At 59.9% G+C, this 17,558-nt stretch carries 12 protein-coding genes; 3 read left to right on the top strand and 9 right to left on the bottom strand.

Annotated elements, in window-relative coordinates; translation table 11 throughout:
- The first annotated feature begins 696 nt into the window (after nt 1-696).
- Entirely contained in the window at nt 697-2,772 is a 2,076-nt protein-coding gene (locus tag ETAA8_RS10955; RefSeq protein ID WP_145088059.1) for a S9 family peptidase, read from the top strand.
- Nucleotides 2,773-2,865: 93 nt separating this feature from the next.
- On the top strand, nt 2,866-4,344 hold the full coding sequence (locus ETAA8_RS10950; RefSeq protein ID WP_145088058.1) for a hypothetical protein: 1,479 nt from the start codon (nt 2,866-2,868) through the stop codon (nt 4,342-4,344).
- A gap of 449 nt (nt 4,345-4,793) precedes the next feature.
- On the opposite strand, the gene ETAA8_RS10945 is transcribed toward ETAA8_RS10950, so the two are convergent.
- The gene (locus tag ETAA8_RS10945) at nt 4,794-5,120 is read right to left on the bottom strand and encodes a hypothetical protein (RefSeq protein WP_145088057.1); all 327 of its coding nucleotides are present in this window, start codon (nt 5,118-5,120) and stop codon (nt 4,794-4,796) included.
- A 179-nt stretch (nt 5,121-5,299) separates the two neighbouring features.
- Here ETAA8_RS10945 and ETAA8_RS34565 point away from each other — a divergent pair, with 179 nt between their 5' ends.
- A complete protein-coding gene (locus ETAA8_RS34565; protein WP_202921757.1) occupies nt 5,300-5,629 on the top strand; it encodes an alcohol dehydrogenase catalytic domain-containing protein in 330 nt (109 codons plus the stop codon).
- A gap of 318 nt (nt 5,630-5,947) precedes the next feature.
- Here ETAA8_RS34565 and ETAA8_RS10935 read toward each other — a convergent pair whose 3' ends face one another.
- The 8 genes from ETAA8_RS10935 to ETAA8_RS10900 form a co-directional block, all read right to left on the bottom strand.
- Nucleotides 5,948-7,336, bottom strand: a complete 1,389-nt coding sequence (locus tag ETAA8_RS10935; RefSeq protein WP_238397733.1) for a hypothetical protein — start codon at nt 7,334-7,336, stop codon at nt 5,948-5,950.
- Nucleotides 7,337-7,352: 16 nt separating this feature from the next.
- Nucleotides 7,353-8,357, bottom strand: a complete 1,005-nt coding sequence (locus tag ETAA8_RS10930) for a threonine ammonia-lyase (RefSeq protein WP_145088056.1) — start codon at nt 8,355-8,357, stop codon at nt 7,353-7,355.
- Nucleotides 8,358-8,378: 21 nt separating this feature from the next.
- Nucleotides 8,379-9,479, bottom strand: coding sequence for an alpha/beta hydrolase (locus ETAA8_RS10925; protein ID WP_145088055.1), 1,101 nt, complete (start codon nt 9,477-9,479; stop codon nt 8,379-8,381).
- A gap of 8 nt (nt 9,480-9,487) precedes the next feature.
- Nucleotides 9,488-10,822 (bottom strand): DUF1501 domain-containing protein, encoded by a 1,335-nt coding sequence (locus ETAA8_RS10920; RefSeq protein WP_145088054.1) that lies wholly within the window; start codon nt 10,820-10,822, stop codon nt 9,488-9,490.
- A gap of 141 nt (nt 10,823-10,963) precedes the next feature.
- A complete protein-coding gene (locus ETAA8_RS10915) occupies nt 10,964-12,100 on the bottom strand; it encodes an alkaline phosphatase D family protein (protein WP_145088053.1) in 1,137 nt (378 codons plus the stop codon).
- A gap of 86 nt (nt 12,101-12,186) precedes the next feature.
- Entirely contained in the window at nt 12,187-13,575 is a 1,389-nt protein-coding gene (locus tag ETAA8_RS10910; RefSeq protein ID WP_238397732.1) for a DUF1501 domain-containing protein, read from the bottom strand.
- A gap of 45 nt (nt 13,576-13,620) precedes the next feature.
- A complete protein-coding gene (locus ETAA8_RS10905) occupies nt 13,621-16,125 on the bottom strand; it encodes a PSD1 and planctomycete cytochrome C domain-containing protein (RefSeq protein ID WP_202921756.1) in 2,505 nt (834 codons plus the stop codon).
- A 51-nt stretch (nt 16,126-16,176) separates the two neighbouring features.
- Nucleotides 16,177-17,541 (bottom strand): DUF1501 domain-containing protein, encoded by a 1,365-nt coding sequence (locus ETAA8_RS10900; protein ID WP_145088050.1) that lies wholly within the window; start codon nt 17,539-17,541, stop codon nt 16,177-16,179.
- Nucleotides 17,542-17,558: the final 17 nt, after the last annotated feature.

Below are 17,558 nucleotides of genomic sequence, written 5' to 3'. Positions count from 1 at the left end.
CATTCTGCTCGCCAACGGCACACCGCTGGCCGACATTGTCAATCGTATTGCCACTAGCAATGCCTTTGGCCGATCGGCACAAAGATGCAAGACGAGAAGTGCTCGGCAAACGGCGCGAACTCGCAATCCTGAACGCCCCAGCAGTGCTGTATGATCCAACGAGCGGCAAAATGGCGTTGGAACCGATTGCTAAGTTATTGAAAATCCCCAGTAAATCTCCCGGAAACCTAGCTAGCGCTGGCCAGCAATATCGAAAGTGTTCTAATTTCTAACCTGCTTCGGACCGACACGCGAATGGCATGTAGATTAGGCTTAAAATCGTAATGCTGGGAGAGATGGGCAGCCACGCATCCTCCCTAACTTGTCGCAAAACTCCTCAACTACGTGCCATTCGACCGACACGCCGAAGCAGATTTTGGCTCCTGATCTTCCGGCTACAACAACACAGGGAGCGAGTCGCCGGGCTTGGGGATACAGCGCCCACAATCCCTGCCCTATGCGTCCGCGGAAGTTATACGAGCATTTATTCAGTCCTACTCGTGCACAGCCCTCTCATCCCGCCTGATGGCAGTCTACTGACTTTGACTCCTCGTTACGCTCCCTGAAGAAGCGAGTATCTGTCTAGCAAGTGCAATCGCAGGAAATGTAGACTGCGCCGACGGCATTTCGTTCTTTGCCCCACTTCGCGAGACCACAATGCGCCCGATTTGCCACCTAGCGTTCTTCCTGGCGGTTACCCATTCTTTGCTGATACTCGCGGCAGAGCCAACTCGCCTCGTGCCGGAGGATATTTACAAGCTCGCCGGTCCGCAGCTCACTGTCGCCTCTCCGAAGACAGGTGCCGCTGCAGTTATCTACCGCCGCGTCGATCAGACGTCGAAGCAGGAGCGGTTTGCGCTAGGTTGGTCGGATTCGGAAGGATATCGCCTGCTTGAAAAAGATGAGCCGGACGCGCGTAATGTCGCTGTCAGCCCCGATGGCAAATGGCTTGCGGTCCGATCTACTCGACTGCGCCCACAAGGATGGAAACAGATTCCAGCAACGCCGTTGCAGTCAGACGTCGCAACTGACATCTGGCTGGTCTCAACCGACGGCAAACAAGCGATCCCGCTCGCGGGACCGGAGAAACCGTATGGCCGCGTGTTCAATGATCCTTTCTATGGCCGTGTGGCGTTTTCCCCCGATGGCAAACGACTCGTCTTTGTTGCTGATGACGGTGTCGATCCGCGGACCAAGGAGGAGATTGAGGCCGACGTTTATGTGGATCGGCCCGATCAGGGCGAAGGGTACACCGGCTATGGCACCGCTCGTATTTGGGTGGCTGAGTTGAAAGAAGAGCCGGGCGACTTTGCCGCCAGCAACTTTCTTAAAGTGACCAATGACGACGTCTGGTATGGCGATCCACAGTGGACACCGGACAGCAAATGGCTCGTGGTACACGCCAACAAGACAAACGACGTCGAGGCAGTGCGCTTCAGCATCAACAAAAACTATGACATATTTCTGATCGAAGTGGCGACCACGAGACAGCATCAACTGACGTTCGGACCTGGGCCGGAAGTGTCGCCTCGGCTGCATCCGGACGGTGAGCATTTGATCTGCCTCAGCTCACCGCGAAAGGGACCGCATGCCGACGTTTTCAATTTGCAGTGGGTAGACTTCACCGTTGCGGGTTTCGGCAAGCCGTCGGCGGTTAACCTATTTGATCATCATGCAGAATTGACGGTCGAACCGCCCCACTCAATTCCAACATTCCCTTTGCCTGATCCCTGTTGGGACGGTGAGTCGGCAGTCATTTACTCCACGCTTGTGGGAGTGGAGAACAAAACGATCCGCGTCGAGATTGAAAGCGCCAAAGGGATCGAACTGAACGTCGGCGAAGATTACTCCAACAATGAATTATCGCCCGCGGTTCGCCAAGTGACTCTGTCCAAAAAATACTCGCCTCCCAGCAATCCGATTCTGAAGGAGCGGTTTATAGCGGTAGACCACGTGTTGCGATGGAAGAACGAAGGCCTGGAATTGGAAGGAGTGTTGACGCTGCCGCCTCGCGAGATTGCAAAGCGCCCGTATCCGCTTGTTCTGTATCCGCATGGCGGCCCGCATAGTCGTTCGAGCAAGGGATTCGGTGCAACTGCACATGTTTTGGCACACGCGGGTTACGCCGTCTTTCAACCCAACTTTCGCGGCTCGACTGGCTATGGCAAGAAGTTTCTCGACGCAGATCGGAATGATTTGGGCGGGGGCGACATGCGCGACATCCTCGCCGGCATCGAACACCTCAAACAAGAAAAACTGATCGATCCCGATCGGCAGTTCGTCTTCGGCAGCAGCTACGGCGGCTTTATGACAACCTGGCTCATTGGCCATACCCGGCAGTTTCGTGCCGCCGTCGCACAGAATGCAGTGACAGACATGAATGTGATGTGGGGCTTATCCGATATTCAAAGCTGGACGCAGTACGAGCTCTCCGGGCTGCCGTGGGAAGTACCCGAGCGGATGCACGAACGCAGCCCTTATAGTCATGTTCAAAAGGTGACCACGCCGACCCTGCTTGTCCACTCGCACGATGATCGTCGCGTCCCTTTGCCGATGAGCCGGATGTACCATCAGGCTCTGCTCGCTCGCGGCGTGCCGACGCAGCTAGTGATCTATCCCGATGAGGGGCATGGTATCCGCCAGCCAAAGCATCAGGTTGACGTGCTGCGGCGAACCCTCGCTTGGTTTGCAACGCACGACAATCGGCCGGCCGCACATTCATCGGGCCGGTAGATGTAACATGTTTTGACCTCACTCGAGCCGCAATCCATCTGACTGCGTTGTTGCCCTCCTACGTGCTCAACCATGATCAAAAGATACATCGCCATGAATACCCCGCGTCAGATGATCTTCGCAGGCCTTTGCCTGGCATTTCTTTCGCTCTGCCTTGTCGACGTCGCCACTCCGGACGACCGCGTGTTTCGTGCCGGTGCTGCGACGAGCAACATCACCCCGTCGATCGGCGCAGACCCGAATGTTCGCACCAGCAAACCGCCAGCGACACACGTGCATGACGAACTGCATGCTCGGTGCCTGGTCCTCGACGACGGGCAATCAAAGCTCGCGCTCGTCGTCTGCGACCTGCGGCACATTTCGGCCGAAGTCGTTGCTAACGCCAAGCAGATCATCCAAAGGACGACCGGCATCCCACCGGAATGCGTACTCGTCTCAGCGACTCATACACACACCTCGACGGGCACCAAGCTGGAAGAGGGAGAGAGTGTGCCGTATTACGACTACAGCGCGCTGCTCACGCGGCGGATTGCCGAGGGTGTGCTGCGTGCTGTGAATCAACTCGAACCGGCGCGGATCGGTTGGGGCGTTGCCGAGGAGCGGACGCAAGTCTTCAACCGCCGCTGGTTTCTGACTGCCAAACGCGGCCCGATCTACGGCGCGCACGATAACATCGAGCAAGTCGATACGAACCCGGGTTATAGCGGCTTGCTTCGGCCCGCCGGTCCCGTGGATCCGCAAATCACCTTTCTTTCGGTACAGTCGACCTCGGGCAAGCCGATCGCGCTGTTCGCTGCCTATGGTCTGCACTATGTCGGCGGGATACCGGCAAATACAATCTCGGCCGACTATTTCGCAATGTTCGCCGACCGCGTAGGCGAGTTAGTCGGTGCCGATCGACATCAGGATCCACCCTTCGTCGGCCTCATGGCCAACGGTACCAGCGGCGACGTGAACAATTTGGCCCGCTACTCCGATGAAGAGCTCGCCAAGCGAGGCCCGCCGCCGACCAAACGATATTTACCTTATGAGAAGGCCCGGGAAGTTGCGAACCTGTGTGCGGAAAAGGTGACGGAGGCGCACAAGACGCTCAAGTGGCACGATCATGTGAAACTCACGTCGGTGCAGCGGACGCTCACGTTCAAGCGGCGCTATCCGACGAAGGAGGAAGTGGAGTGGGCCGAGGCAGTGAAGGCTAAGAAAATCAAGCCCATGAGCACTAGCCGATACAGCACTTATAGTACGGTGCTTGCCTATAACTCGCCGGAGATGCCGCCGACCATCGACGTAATCGTGCAGACGCATCGCATCGGCGATCTAGCCGTGGCCGCGATGCCGTTCGAGGTGTTCGCAGAGATCGGCTTAGACCTCAAGCAGCGCAGCCCGATCCAGCCGCTGATGAACATTTCCATCGCCCACGGCTCGCACGGCTACCTGCCGACTCCCGAGCAACACCGGCTCGGCGGGTACGAAACATGGATCGGCGTCAACAAGGTGCAACTCGACGCCTCGGTGAAGTTGGTGGACGCATTGGCCGAGATGCTCGGCGAGCTTAAGTCAGGGAAACCGTAAGCCGCTGACGCTCACACCTTCGCTACCGCTCGCGGAATGGCACTGATTATTGTGGGTTCGCGAAACAAACATTATCGTTGCCAGGCCGGTATGACATGCCGACCACCAACCGGTAACCATTGTCGTTGCGAAAAAAGTGGCATTGCGTCGCCAAAGCCGATTAAGTTCGAATCGGCTCCCTAAGAAACGGGCGTCTAAGTGCTACAGAAGAAGCACGTTAGGAAACATAAGCTGCTTCCGTATTCCACCGTGTACATGGTCATGTATCCACCGCGATACGAAAACTCTTTGCGTTCCGCTTGCGCATGAGGAAGAGATGGCGATTCCTTCCCTTAGCTGTAATTCGCTGATGTCCACATTCGTTCAGCGATTAACTCTGCTTTCTTACGCGTATTGTCTTCATTCATAATCCAGCCGTCGCGGGTTCGGCGCTGGAACGCACCACGAAACTACCGTAGCTGCTTCGGACGGAATGTCGCTGAATAGGGCTGCCGATCAGCTTCACACTCCCGCCAGAGGACCTCCAGCTCCGGCGAGGTCAGCGAAAATGTGGGAAGATCGTGACCAATAGCTAGAGGGGCGATGGACTCCACGTATTGCTCCACCAAACGTAGCCACCGACCGAGTTCACTTTCAGCGTCAATCTGAGCCACGCGGCGCTGGGCCTCTTCACGCACGGCTGCCACATATTCTTTGATCGGTTGCGCCTTTTGCCACAGCGGCACTGTCTTGAGTAATCGCTCTTCGCGGACCCATTCCGTGCGGCGGGTGGTCATTGGACTGACGAATCGTCGGCGGAACTTGCGGAGCTCAAGAGGACCGGAAAAGCAACCATTCAGAATGTGATTTGGCTGTCGTGGGTGGAGCTTTTCAAAGAACTCGGTCCTCAGATGAACGCCAACAACTGATGCGTTCGTCGGGCGGTGGGTGCTAGACGCATTGGGAGGCACTGTTCATGAAAGCCGCCATTTTCGTCGAGCCAGGTCGGATCGTCTTGGAGGACAAACCGATTCCACAAGTCGGTCCTCGCGACGCACTGTTGCGCGTAACGACGACCACGATCTGCGGTACCAACGTGCATACTCTCAAGGGCGAGTATCCGGTCGCACGCGGGTTGACGGTCGGCCATGAACCTATGGGCGTTATCGAGCAGTTCGGTTCCACTGTGACGGGCTACGAAGTCGGGCAACCCGTGATCGCCGGGGCAATCACGCCCTGCGGCCAATGTTACTTCTGCCTGAGTGGCAACCATTCCCAGCGCGGCGGCAAGCCGATGGGCGGATAGCGGCTGGGCAACACCATTGACGGCTGCCAGACGGAACTTGTGCTGATCCCGGATGCGATGACGAACCTCGCACCAATCCCGGATTGTCTCACCGACGAACAGGTTCTGATGTGCCCGGACATCATGAGCACAGGATCCGCCGGGGCCGAGCGTGGAGGCATTCACATCGGAGACTCCGTCGCTGTTTTTGCCCAAGGCCCCATTGGCTTGTGCGCCACCGTCGGGGCTTGGCTGCGCGGAGCAACCAGGATCTTCACGATCGACGGCGTAAACGAACGGCTGACCATCTCGCGCTCGGTGGGAGTGCGCGGGTGGCTGCTATTTGCTGAGCAGCTTCTTCATGGCATTCATCAAGACTTCCTCGACTTCCGGCGCGACATTGCTCGCGCGAGGACTCGTTTCATAGCCTCCTTCGGGATAGGCGGCTGCGGTGCCGATGTATCCGGGGCCGTAGTCGCCATAGGCAGCCAGCGCCACCTGCAGATCGGGCCGCAGCGCCTTCGCGGCCAGCTGATACTCGACAAATAGTTCTCCCGGCAGATGCAGCACGCGCGCCTTGCCTACGCGCAGACACGTAACATCGATCTCATGCCCAGCCTGACGCCGCTTGAGCCAGGCCAACTGATCGGCTTTGGCAATGTAACCCGCCGGCGGCTCCGTCTTGATGGCTGCCACCAGTTCGTCTTCCTTCAGGTGCGGCGCCACTGGCAAACTCACGGCAACCGCTTGCCAGCGAATATCGGCGGGCGACAACGGAGCCTTCTCCGTTGCCAGAAAAGCTTGCTTCATCCCTGCGGCCAGTCGTTGCGCCAGGAGCATGCGATTTTCGAAGTTGCCGTCGTTGTACTTGCCAGCGCCAATGTTCCCGCCAGCGCCGTTGAAATGAACATGCAGCGCCGTGGGAACCGCCTGACCGCGGATGAAGCGGGCCAGGCCGGGAAAATCGGGACTGGGAACACCCGTTCGATAGTAGCTCTGCGGATGGCAAGCGTAATAGCTCAGCACCGCGAGCGGCTTCTCACCGTTCCAGAACGACAGGATCGAGACCTGCGGATCGATGACCCCCTCCGGCTCCGCCCGCAGGGCGGGATCGCGGGTCGCAGTGTAGCGAGTGGCCCGCACCTTGCCGTCCGGGCCTTTGATGCGGCGGTTCGAGGCGACTTCCTTCACGTCGGCCTGTCCCCAGCCGTAGTGCGTAACTGGCTGGGCCGTGCCTAGCGCCGTTCGGATCGCGTTGGCAGCCCGGGCGATGACCTGACGATGAAAGGTCCCCTCGAATCGCCCGTAGTTCATCTGACCCATCTCGCGGAGGATCCGCTCGGCCGTGAAGTCGCAGCCCGGCGCATCGTGCTGATGGAGCGTGTGTACGGCGACTCGCTCGCGCGTCGTGCCCGCGGCCTCGGCGAGCGCGTCGCGAAACTCATCGTGCCCTTCGTTAGCGATCCCGATCCAATCGAACGCGCATAGGACGATCGGCTTCTCTTCACCGACCAACACGATACCACGACAGCGGAGGGTCATTTCATCGAGCCGCTTGACCGGATCGTAGGCCATCGCCGACCCGAGCGGCGGCGTGGCATCGACATCGAACACGGCCAGCTTCACCGCTGACGGCTCGGCCGCTTGCACGGCAGTGATGCTGCCGGCGAGCAGGAACGCCCAGGATACGATCCAAGCACAGAACTTGACGTCAACCAATCGACGCATCGATGCCTCTCCCGCCTTAATCGCCAATAAACCTTCGAAACGCGTTCTCATCCACGTTGCGGCCACTGATCACGACGACGATGTCGCCGTCGCCCGTCAGATCAATCTGGCCGCCCAGCAATCCAGCTACGGTAATGGCGCCGGAGGGTTCGGTTCGCAGACCGTGCTGGTCGTAGAGCCATTTCATCGCTTGCTGCGTCGCTGTGTCCGCAATCGCCAGCGACTGCCGAACGAGTTGCTGGAGGATCGGCCAGTTATGCTGGCCGACATCGTAGGACAGCAGCCCATCGCAGATGCTGGTCGGCTTCGCGAGCCGCACGATCGAGCCCGCTGCCAACGACTGGCGAAAATCGTCCGCCCCGGCTGGTTCGACGCCGATGATCCGCGCCGCAGGAAAACCGTCGGCAATGGCCAGGGCTTGCCCCGCCATCAGTCCGCCGCCGCTGATCGGGCAATAAAAATGCGAAACGCCGCGCCTCGCGCGCTGCAGGTCCTGAACAACCTCCCAAGCGCCCACGCCGTTGCCGGCAATCACGAACGGATCGTCGTACGGGGAAGCTTGCACGGCCTGCTCCTGCTCGGCGATCTCGCGCGTGATTCGGTCCCGCTCGCCCGTCTCATGATCGCGGGCAATGTCGTAGGTGCGGATCTCCGCCCCGAAGGAGCGGGTTCGTTCAAACTTGATCCGCGGCGCGGTCTCCGGCATGACGACAATCACCCGCTTCTGGTAGCGCATGCCCGCAAAGGCAATTCCCGAGGCAAAGTTGCCAGAGGAATGCGCCGCGACCGGGCGGTCGCCAATGCGCTCCAGTGAATTTGCCATCCAGTTCAGAGCGCCGAGCAACTTGAACGAGCCGGCGGGTGTCCAGCCATAGTCCTTGAGCCAGACGCGCCGCGTCGGCGGCAGCTGCAGTTCGCGTTCGAGCGTATACGAGCGAATGAGTGGCGCCGGGAACACATGTTGCCGAATGATCGGCTCCGCGGCGCGGACATCGGCAATCGTGGGAATGCGAAGTGACATGCCAACTTCTACGGTGAATGTTTAGCGGCGCTCCTGCAGCGCCTGGTCGAGAAACTTGTACGCTTCCTCGCGCACCTCCGGCGGGAAATCATGGCCGCATTCCGGATAACGAGCTTGCAGGCGGTCGGCGACTCCGAACAGATCATACACCTCGCGGACAACCGGCATGGCTTTCTTCACGCCGGCGACGTCGAAGTTGCTGTCCCCCACCGGCGAGCAAGTGAAGAATGCCCGCGGCGCGACGGCGGCGATCAGTTCGTAGTAGTCGAACGGGACGCGATTCGCATCGAGGTTGTAGACGGTTCGAATCCGCGGCGCGTATCGCTCGCCGGCCCAACCCGCGAGCTTGCCGCCGTAGCAATCGTGCATCGGCGTCCAGCCGCAACTGCTGACCACGGCTTGCACGCGCGGATCGACCACGGCGAGGAAGATCGAGTTGTGACCACCGAGCGAATGGCCGATCGCGGCGATCCGCTCCGAATCGACCTGCTCGTGCGCGCAGAGGAGATCGACGCATCGCATGTGATTCCAGATGCCCTTCATCGAGCCTGACTGGTAGCGGTCCTTCTCGAAGTCGTAGGCATACTCGCCCAAGGTTGGATAGTCCGGCGCGATGACTACATAACCGCGTTCGACCAGCTCCAGGCCGTAGTGCAGATTCTTCAACCCGCTGAGACCGGAGACTTCATCCTTGCCAAGCTTGCCGTTCGTTTGATGAATGGCGATGATTCCGGGCAGGTGAGTTTTGAGCCCTTTGGGAACGAGGAGCCAGGCTCGCAGCTTGTCCCCTTCTTCGACTTCGATTTCGAGTTTCTCGCGAGTGTACTTTTCGAGTTCGGTGCGCGTTCCCGGGACGACATGAAACTTCACCGGCCCGAGATTCTTGCGATCCGGCAACGGGCCGAACGCGGCTTCGAAGCCCGTGACGATATCCCGGCGGCGCTGCTCCCAGTCTGCGCGACTCGTGACCGGACGCTCAGCGCCCTGCTCATCGACGAAGTACATTACCCGCTGATGATCTTTTGCTCGCGGCGCTGGCGGCTCCTCGCTGAAGCCGCGGTGTTGCAGAGCAATCGTCAACAGTCCGGCCAGAGCGACGCGAACAATCTTCCACAGGAGCATCGTTAGCCTCAGAACAATTCGGCGATCGGTTTCCCTTTTTCGACCAGCGGCGTCGGACGGCCTGAAGGGCTGATCCAATGGTCATGGGGGGCGATGCCCAAGTGCTGGAACACGGTTGCCGCCAGATCGCCGGGGCCGAGCGGACGGTCGCGGATTTCACCGCCGCGGCGATCGGTGCTGCCAATGACTTGTCCGCCGCGGATCCCGCCACCAGCGAGCAGCAGTGACATGACCGCCGGCCAGTGATCGCGGCCGGCTGTTTTGGTCATGATCGGACTGCGGCCGAACTCGCCCGCGACGATCACAAGGGTGTTGTCCAGCAAGCCGCGCTCGTCGAGATCTTTGATCAGCGTCGTGATCGCGCGATCGAGGACTGGCAGCATCGGCGTCAAGCCTTTCACGATGCCGCCCCAGCGAACTTCATCGCCGTGATGATCCCAGTGCCCCCAGGCATCACTGAGCGTGATGTAGGTCACGCCGGCTTCTACGAGCCGCCGCGCGAGCAGCAGTTTCTCGCCGAGCGAGTCCCGGCCGAAGCGATCGCGGGTGGCCTCCGATTCCTGGCTCAAATCGAAAGCCCGTTGAGCGGCTCCGCCGAGCACGAGGTCAAACGCTTCACGCACACTGCGGTCTTGATCGCCAAACCCCGGAGTTGTGGCAACCCTATGCTCGAACCGATCCATCTTCTGTCGCAGGGCGGCCCGATCCTGCAAGCGATCGATGGTTAGGCCTTCCGGCATGGCGAACCGTCCGTTGACATTGAGTCCGTCGAGCGGCTCGAACGCCTGCCCCAAGTCGCCGGCGCCATAGATGTCGCTGACCATGCTCTTCGCCAGCGCCACGAACGGCGGCATCCCCGGCTGATTGGAGCCACGGAACTTTGCGGCGACGGAACCCATCGACGGATAGCCGCCCCCTTGGCGTCCAGTTTCGGTGCGTTGCGCACTGGGATTGGCGGCCTGAAACGTGATCGGCGTGTGATTGCTCGAGCTGGCGTCCATCGAGCGGATGATGGCGAACTTCTCCATCATTGCTGCCTGTAGCGGCAAGTGTTCGCAGAGCGAAATGCCGGGCACCGAAGTAGCGATCGGCTGATACGGCCCACGGATCTCCGCTGGCATCTCCGGCTTCGGGTCCCAGGTATCAATCTGGCTCGGGCCCCCGGACAACCAGATTTGAATGACTGCCGCCTGTGATTTTTCCTGGCCGCGTTCCGCCGCTACCGCTCGCGCTCGCAGGAGTTGTGGAACGGATAGCCCCGTCAGAACACCCAGCCCAGCCTGCAGGAGCCAGCGCCGGCGACCGACGTTCAACAGAGTGGGGAGAGCAGCCTGCGTTTGCATGGGGCACCTCGAACAGTCGGGCGAAGTTGCGTGAAGCCTACCCGAAAACACATCAAAGTCCAAGCATGTATTTTTCGCAAGTTGCAGCGTCAGAGTTCGACCTTCGCGACTCCCGCGCGCAGCGCAGTTTGATCTTTACGATCACTTGTTAGCTGGCGGCTGGCTTGGCTGCAGTTGACTGAGCAAGATTCGCTGCTGGAGCACAACCTGGCCTTGTTCTTCACGGATCTGCACGCGCACGAGCGGATCGGCCTGCTCCCAATCGATCAGCACGTTGCCGAAGTTGATGTCGAAGTACGTCAAGCCGACTCGATAGCGATTGATTTCATTGGCGAACCGAACGCCCGCCTTTGTCACATTGCCGCTCGGGGCGTTCAAGCTGCTCGAAGTCACTTCGACCAACGGGTAGCCGATGCCGGCTTCCTCCGGCCCGAGCTTCATCACTTCCGCGAGATGCCGATCGCCGCTCAGGAGCACCACGCCTTTAGCTTGCGACTCGCGAATGGTCTGGAAGAGCCTCTTCCGCTCGCGGGGGAAGTTAGCCCAGCATTCCGAACCATGTTCGTCCGGCAGGATCTGCGTGCCGGAGCAAATCAGACGCAACTCGGCTGGTAATCGCAACTGCTCTGCGAGCCATTTCCATTGAGCCTCGCCCAGGATGGTTGCGGCGGGATCATCGTTCGGAAGATACACGCCGCGATAACCGTCCCCTGGTTCGCCCGGCTTGAAACCCTTGACGAGCGGACTGCGAAAATAACGTACATCAAGCAGCATGATCTGCACCCGTTTGCCGAGCGGACCAAACACCTGCGCGTGATACACACCTTCGTGCTTCCGCCGCGGGCTGTCCTCCGGTACGCCGAAAAAATCGTGAAAGATCTGCTGCGATTCGTGCTTCTTCGGATAGTCCGCCCCTGCGTCGTTCGCGCCGTAATCGTGGTCGTCCCAGGTCGCCAGGATCCGGCAGGTCTCCTTGAGCCGTTGGTAACCAGGCTGAGCGCCGAGCAGGTTCCACTTGTCGCGGAGCACCTGCATGTCCTGGGTGTCGCCGTAAATGTTGTCCCCCAGGAACAAGAACAATTGCGGCTTCGTTTCGATGACCGCGTCCCAAATGAGTTGCGGCTTGTCCTGCTTGGCGCATGAGCCAAAAGCAACGCGGCTCAGCGGCTCTGCAGCGAAGGGTTGCTGAGCATGCGCGGGCCCAGACCCTTGATTCCAGATCGCTATTGCAGCGATAAACAATCCCCACGGCCGCCACCAAGGAGTTCGATTACGCATGGAGAATTGCTTCAGAAAAAAGGCTATCCAAGGACATTTATTAGCGATTGAGCAGTTCATTGAATTGACGAAGATCCACATCGCGATCAAGCCAGGATTTCCCGGACGACATTTCCGAAGACATCCGTGAGCCGGTAGTCGCGGCCGCCATAGCGGTAGGTGAACTGCTCGTGGTTGATGCCTAGCAGGTGCAGGATCGTAGCGTGCAGGTCGTGCACGTGGGTGCGGCCCTCGACCGTGTAGGCGCCGAATTCGTCGGTCACGCCATGGATGTGCCCACCTTTCACGCCGCCGCCGGCGAGCCACATGCTGAATGCAGCCGTGTTGTGGTCGCGGCCGTTCTTCCCCTCGGTGTTCGGCGTGCGGCCGAATTCGCCGCCCCAGATCACGAGCGTATCTTCCAGCAGGCCCCGCTGCTTCAGATCCGTCAGCAGTCCGGCGATTGGTTGATCGACCTCGCCAGCGTTCTTCGCATGTCCCGCCATCAGGTTGCTGTGTTGATCCCAATCGATGTGGTTCACCACCACGCAGCGGACGCCCCGTTCGACGAGCCGGCGTGCCAGCAGGCATTTCTGGCCGTAGGCATTCGTCTTCGTTTCGTCGAGACCGTACAAACGCTGCATCGCGGCCGATTCATTCGCCAGATCGAACGCATCCGACGCCACCGTTTGCATGCGGTACGCCAGTTCGAATGCTTCAATCCGCGCGTTCAAGGCCGAGGTGTCGTTCCGGCGACTCAGATGCCGGGCGTTGAACTGCTGCATGACGTCGAGCCGAGCCCGCTGCTCATCATCGGCAAGAGGCGATTTCAAGTTCGGGATGGGCTCTTTCAGATTCGCCAAGCGCGTCCCTTGGAACTCGGCCGGCAGGAACGCGGAGCTGAACACCTTGGTAGCGTCGACATTCCCCATCACGTTACCGAGAACGACGAAGCCAGGCAGGTTGCGATTCTCCGTCCCTAGGCCGTACGTCAGCCACGAGCCCATGCTCGGCCGAAGGAAGAGACCGCTGCCGGTCATCATCTCGAGCGTCCCTTGGGCGTGAAAGAAACTGTCGCAGCACATCGAACGAATCAGGCACAGATCGTCCGCGTGCCGGGCGACGTGCGGAAACAACTCGCTCACATCCAGGCCGGATTCCCCATGTTTGGCGAACTTCCAAGGGGAAGGAAAGGCATTGCCCAGCGGCCGTGGTTTACCGAGCAGTTTGTTCGTATTCTGATCGAGGACCGGCAACCGTTTCCCTTCCCAGCGAGCGAGCTCCGGCTTGGGATCGAAGGTGTCGATTTGCGACGGACCGCCGTTCATGAACAAAAAGATGACCCGCTTCACGCGCGGCGCATGGTGAGGCAGGCTCAGCTTGGAAGGAGTTGAATCCGCTGCCGCTGATTCGCCCAGCATCGCGGCCAATCCTACCGAACCGAATCCCCCGGCAAGGCAACTGAGCATTTGCCGGCGGTCGATCGTTGTCGTCATGTCATTCATCGTTCGTCCGTCCAATCAATTCTGCAGCCAGCGACATCAATCCAGATAAGCAAACTCGTTGGAACCCAACAGCGCCTGAACAAATCCTTCCCACGAGTGCTTGCCGATGAACCCGAAGGCAGTTTCCATTTCTTCCGTTTCCGGCGGGCGACCAAGAGTCAGCAACCACAGTCGATCGAGCCGCTGACTATCCGTGGTCAGTTGCGGGTCTTTCTGCAGTTGAGCGGCCAGGCGCTTGGCAGTATCGACCACCAGCGCGTTGTTCATCAAAAACAGGGCTTGCGGCGCGGTCGTTGTTTCCGCCCGGAAGGGGACGATCGCTTTGGAATCGGGACCGTCAAAAATCGCGGCGGTTACGTCCGTCTTGCGGCGGTCGAGGGCTTCGTACATTGTCCGCCGCGGCATTTCGGTGGCTGCAGCTGAAGTTGTGGTGGGCGCATCTTCGCTCGTGGTCCTGCCCAAGCGGAGCAACGAATCGCGTAGTTCTTCATACGTCAACCGGCGGCGGTTCATGTGGCTGATGGCGGCATTGTCCGGATCGAGGCGAGCTTCCTCGGCGGAGACGAAGCTTGCTTGCCGGAAGGTGGCCGAGAGGACGATCTCGCGCACCAACTGCTTGACCGACCAGCCCGAAGCCAAGAACCGCTGAGCTAAATGGTCGAGCAGTTCGGGATGCGTCGGTCGCTCGCCGAGTTTGCCGAAATTATCGGGGGAGCGAACCAGCCCTCTGCCGATCAATTGCTGCCAGACGCGATTCACCATGACCCGCGCGGTCAACGGGTTTTCGGCCGAGGCGATCCATTCCGCCAGTTCCCGCCGTCCGCTTTGCTGGGTACGTTCGCCGAGCGGGATCTGCATCTCACCAGCCAGGATCGTTGGGAAACGCCGCGGAACAATCTCTCCCTCGCGCGTGTATTCGCCGCGCAAGTAAATCGGCGCATCGCCGATCTTTGCGCGATTGCTGCCAGGCACGCCCCCTTCGCGAATCGAAACCGCCGACGGGGCTTTGAACTTTTGCTTTTGCAGGTCGGCAATCTCCGCCCGAATCGTTGCGATCTCCTGCAGTTCAGGCGGATTGACCTCCCAGCCGGATGATTTCTGATCGGCGGTGAGTTTCTCTTGTTCAGCTTTGGCTTTCGCGATCTGCTCGTTCAGTTTCTTCTTATTGGCGGAGGTGGTGGCTTTCGCCAATTGAGCTTCCAGGTCGGGGAACGTCTTCGTCAGGTCAGCCAGTTTTGCGGCTTGCGGAATTTTCTTGGCGAGGGAGGCGATCTTCTCCTCGGCCTCGGCGATCTGTTCATCGAGCGTCCGATTCGCCGCAGCCTGCTCAGCGTTGAGGAGCGGAACCTCGACCAGATCGGTTCCCAAGCGGTCGTCGGCGATCAGTTTGCCGGTGGCGATGTGGCTGCTGAACAATACGCCGGCCAGCGAGTAATAGTCTTTGGTTGAGATCGGATCAAACTTGTGATCGTGACAACGAGCACATGCGAGCGTCAGGCCCAGCAACTGCCGTCCGACCAGATCGATCTGGCTATCGACGATCTCGGCGACGGCCAGGTCGCGACCCACTTGTTCCCAAACAGCCAGGCTCATCATCCCCGTGGCGGTAATCCCATCGAGCGACGCGCCGCTCTCATGCACGCGATCTGCGGGAGCCGTTTCGTCGGCGGGAATCAGGTCGCCGGCAATCTGCAGCTTGAGGAACTTATCGTATGGCAAATCGTCATTGAAAGCCCGGACGACCCAGCGGCGATATTCGCCCGATTTGTCGATGTTGTCGGCATAGCGCACGCCATCGAGCCAGTGCCGGCCCCAGTGCACGCCGAACTCCGGCGATTTGAGCAGCCGATCGACGACGCGCTCGAAACCATCGCTCCGGTCGTCGGCTATGAAGGCGGCAATCTCTTCAGGAGTCGGAGCCAGTCCGGTGAGCGCGAAGGTGGTGCGCCGCATCAGCGCCGCTCGATCCGCCTCCCCGCTTGGACGCCGCCCGGCTTGTTCGAGCTTTGCCAGGACATAGCGGTCGAGGTCGTCGCGAACCCAGGCAGCATCGTGGACCTTCGGCGGCGGCGACTTGTGCAGGGACTGAAACGCCCAGTGAGCCCAGTCTTCGGCTGTGATTTGAAACGCGGTCCGCCGCGGTGCTGGCGCAGACATGGCTTCGCGCAGATCGGGCGCGCCCATCTTCACCCATTTTTCAAAGTCAGCAATCACGCTCGCTGGCAAACGCCCCTTGGGAGGCATTTCGTACGACTCATACTTCAGCGCGCCGATCAGCAGGCTCTTGTCGGGCTTCCCCGCGACGATCGCCGGGCCACTTTCACCGCCGGTGAGTACGCCTTGCTTGCTGTCGAGCAACAATCCCGCTTGGAGCTTCCCTTTCTCGGCTGCGGCCTGCGAATGACATTCGTAGCAATGCTGCACGAGGATCGGGCGAATCGATTTTTCAAAGAACTCGATGCCGTCGTCCGCGGCTTGCGCGGAGACCTGCGCGGCGGCGCCCAGCGCGACCAGCAGCCAGCGAATTGTTCGTCGACCCATGCTCATCACAACTCAACCAGTCTCAGCGTTCGATTGCGGCGAAATAAAAGCTCAAGCAAACAACTCGTGGACCACTTTACCACCTTCGGGACCGGTCAGGCGATGATCGCGGCCGGCGTACCAGTAGGTCAGTTCATTCGCCGGGAGGCCCAGCAGGTGCAGGACCGTGGCGTGCAGATCGCGGAAGTGGACCTTGCCCTCGACGGCCTGGGCGCCGGTCTCGTTCGTCTTGCCGTGGACATAACCACCCTTCACACCGCCGCCGGCCAGCCAGAAGGTGAAACCGCGAAAGTTGTGGTCGGTCTCGTCCTTGCCATCGTCGGGAGTCAAACCGGGGCGGCCGAACTCGCCGCCCCAGATCACGAGCGTATCTTCCAGCAGGCCGCGCTGCTTGAGATCTTCCAGCAAAGCCGCGATCGGTGCATCGGTCGCGGCGCAATTGGCCTGCAAGTCGCGGCGATGATTTTTGTGCTGATCCCAACTGCCGTGATTCAGTTCGACGAATCGCACCCCGGCCTCAATGAAGCGGCGGGCCAGCAAACATTGGCGGCCGAAGTCCGATTCCTTGCAAACGCCAATCGATTCGCCCTGTTTGCTGACTCGATAACGGTCCAGCGTCGCCTGCGTTTCGCGGCTGAGGTCCAGCCAGCCCGGCGCTTCCGCCTGCATTTGAAAACCAAGTTCCATCGACTGAATAACGCCTTCCAGTTTTTCATCATGTGGACGATCGGCCTGGTGCTGCCGATTGAGCGACTGCACGAGATCGAGTTGCCGGCGTTTGGCGGGGAGCGGCAAATGATCGCTGGTCACGTTGTTGATCGTGGCAGACGACATGTTCTCGCCGTTCACGCCAATCGGAGTCCCAGTGTAAATCGAGGGCAGGAAAGCACTGGAATATACCGAGCTCTTGGAAGTATTCAGGCTGATGAACCCGGGCAAGTTATGATTCTCGGTACCCAGCCCGTAGCTAATCCACGAGCCCAAACTGGGGCGTTGCCGCAAACGGTCGCCGGTGTGCAACTGCAGGAACGACTGGGCATGAATGCCCGTGTCGGCATGCATGCCGTTGATGACGCACAATTGGTCCGCATGGCGCGCGGTTTCCGGCAGCAAATCCGAAATCCACAATCCGCTCTGGCCACGCTGTTGAAAGGGAAAAACCGAGCCCGGATGCTTCTTGTCGCCGGTCTGCGGCTTGTAATCAAACGTATCCAGCTGCGCCGGCCCCCCGCTCATGCACAGAAAGATCACGCATTTGGCTCGCGCCGGCAGCGGCGGCTGTCGTGCCGCAAGGCCCTTCGGCAGCGGGAGCGAATTTGGTGCCGCCGACGCGCGCTCGCCCATTAAGGCTTGTAAGGCCAGGTAGCCAAAGCCGCAGGAGGTGGCCTGCAGCATGTCGCGTCGTGAGTAAGCCATGGAATTCTTCACGCAGG

The organism is Anatilimnocola aggregata (assembly GCF_007747655.1).
GTDB lineage: Bacteria > Planctomycetota > Planctomycetia > Pirellulales > Pirellulaceae > Anatilimnocola > Anatilimnocola aggregata.
Note: the sequence above shows the minus strand (reverse complement) of the source record. Positions and strands in the feature narration are given on the sequence as shown.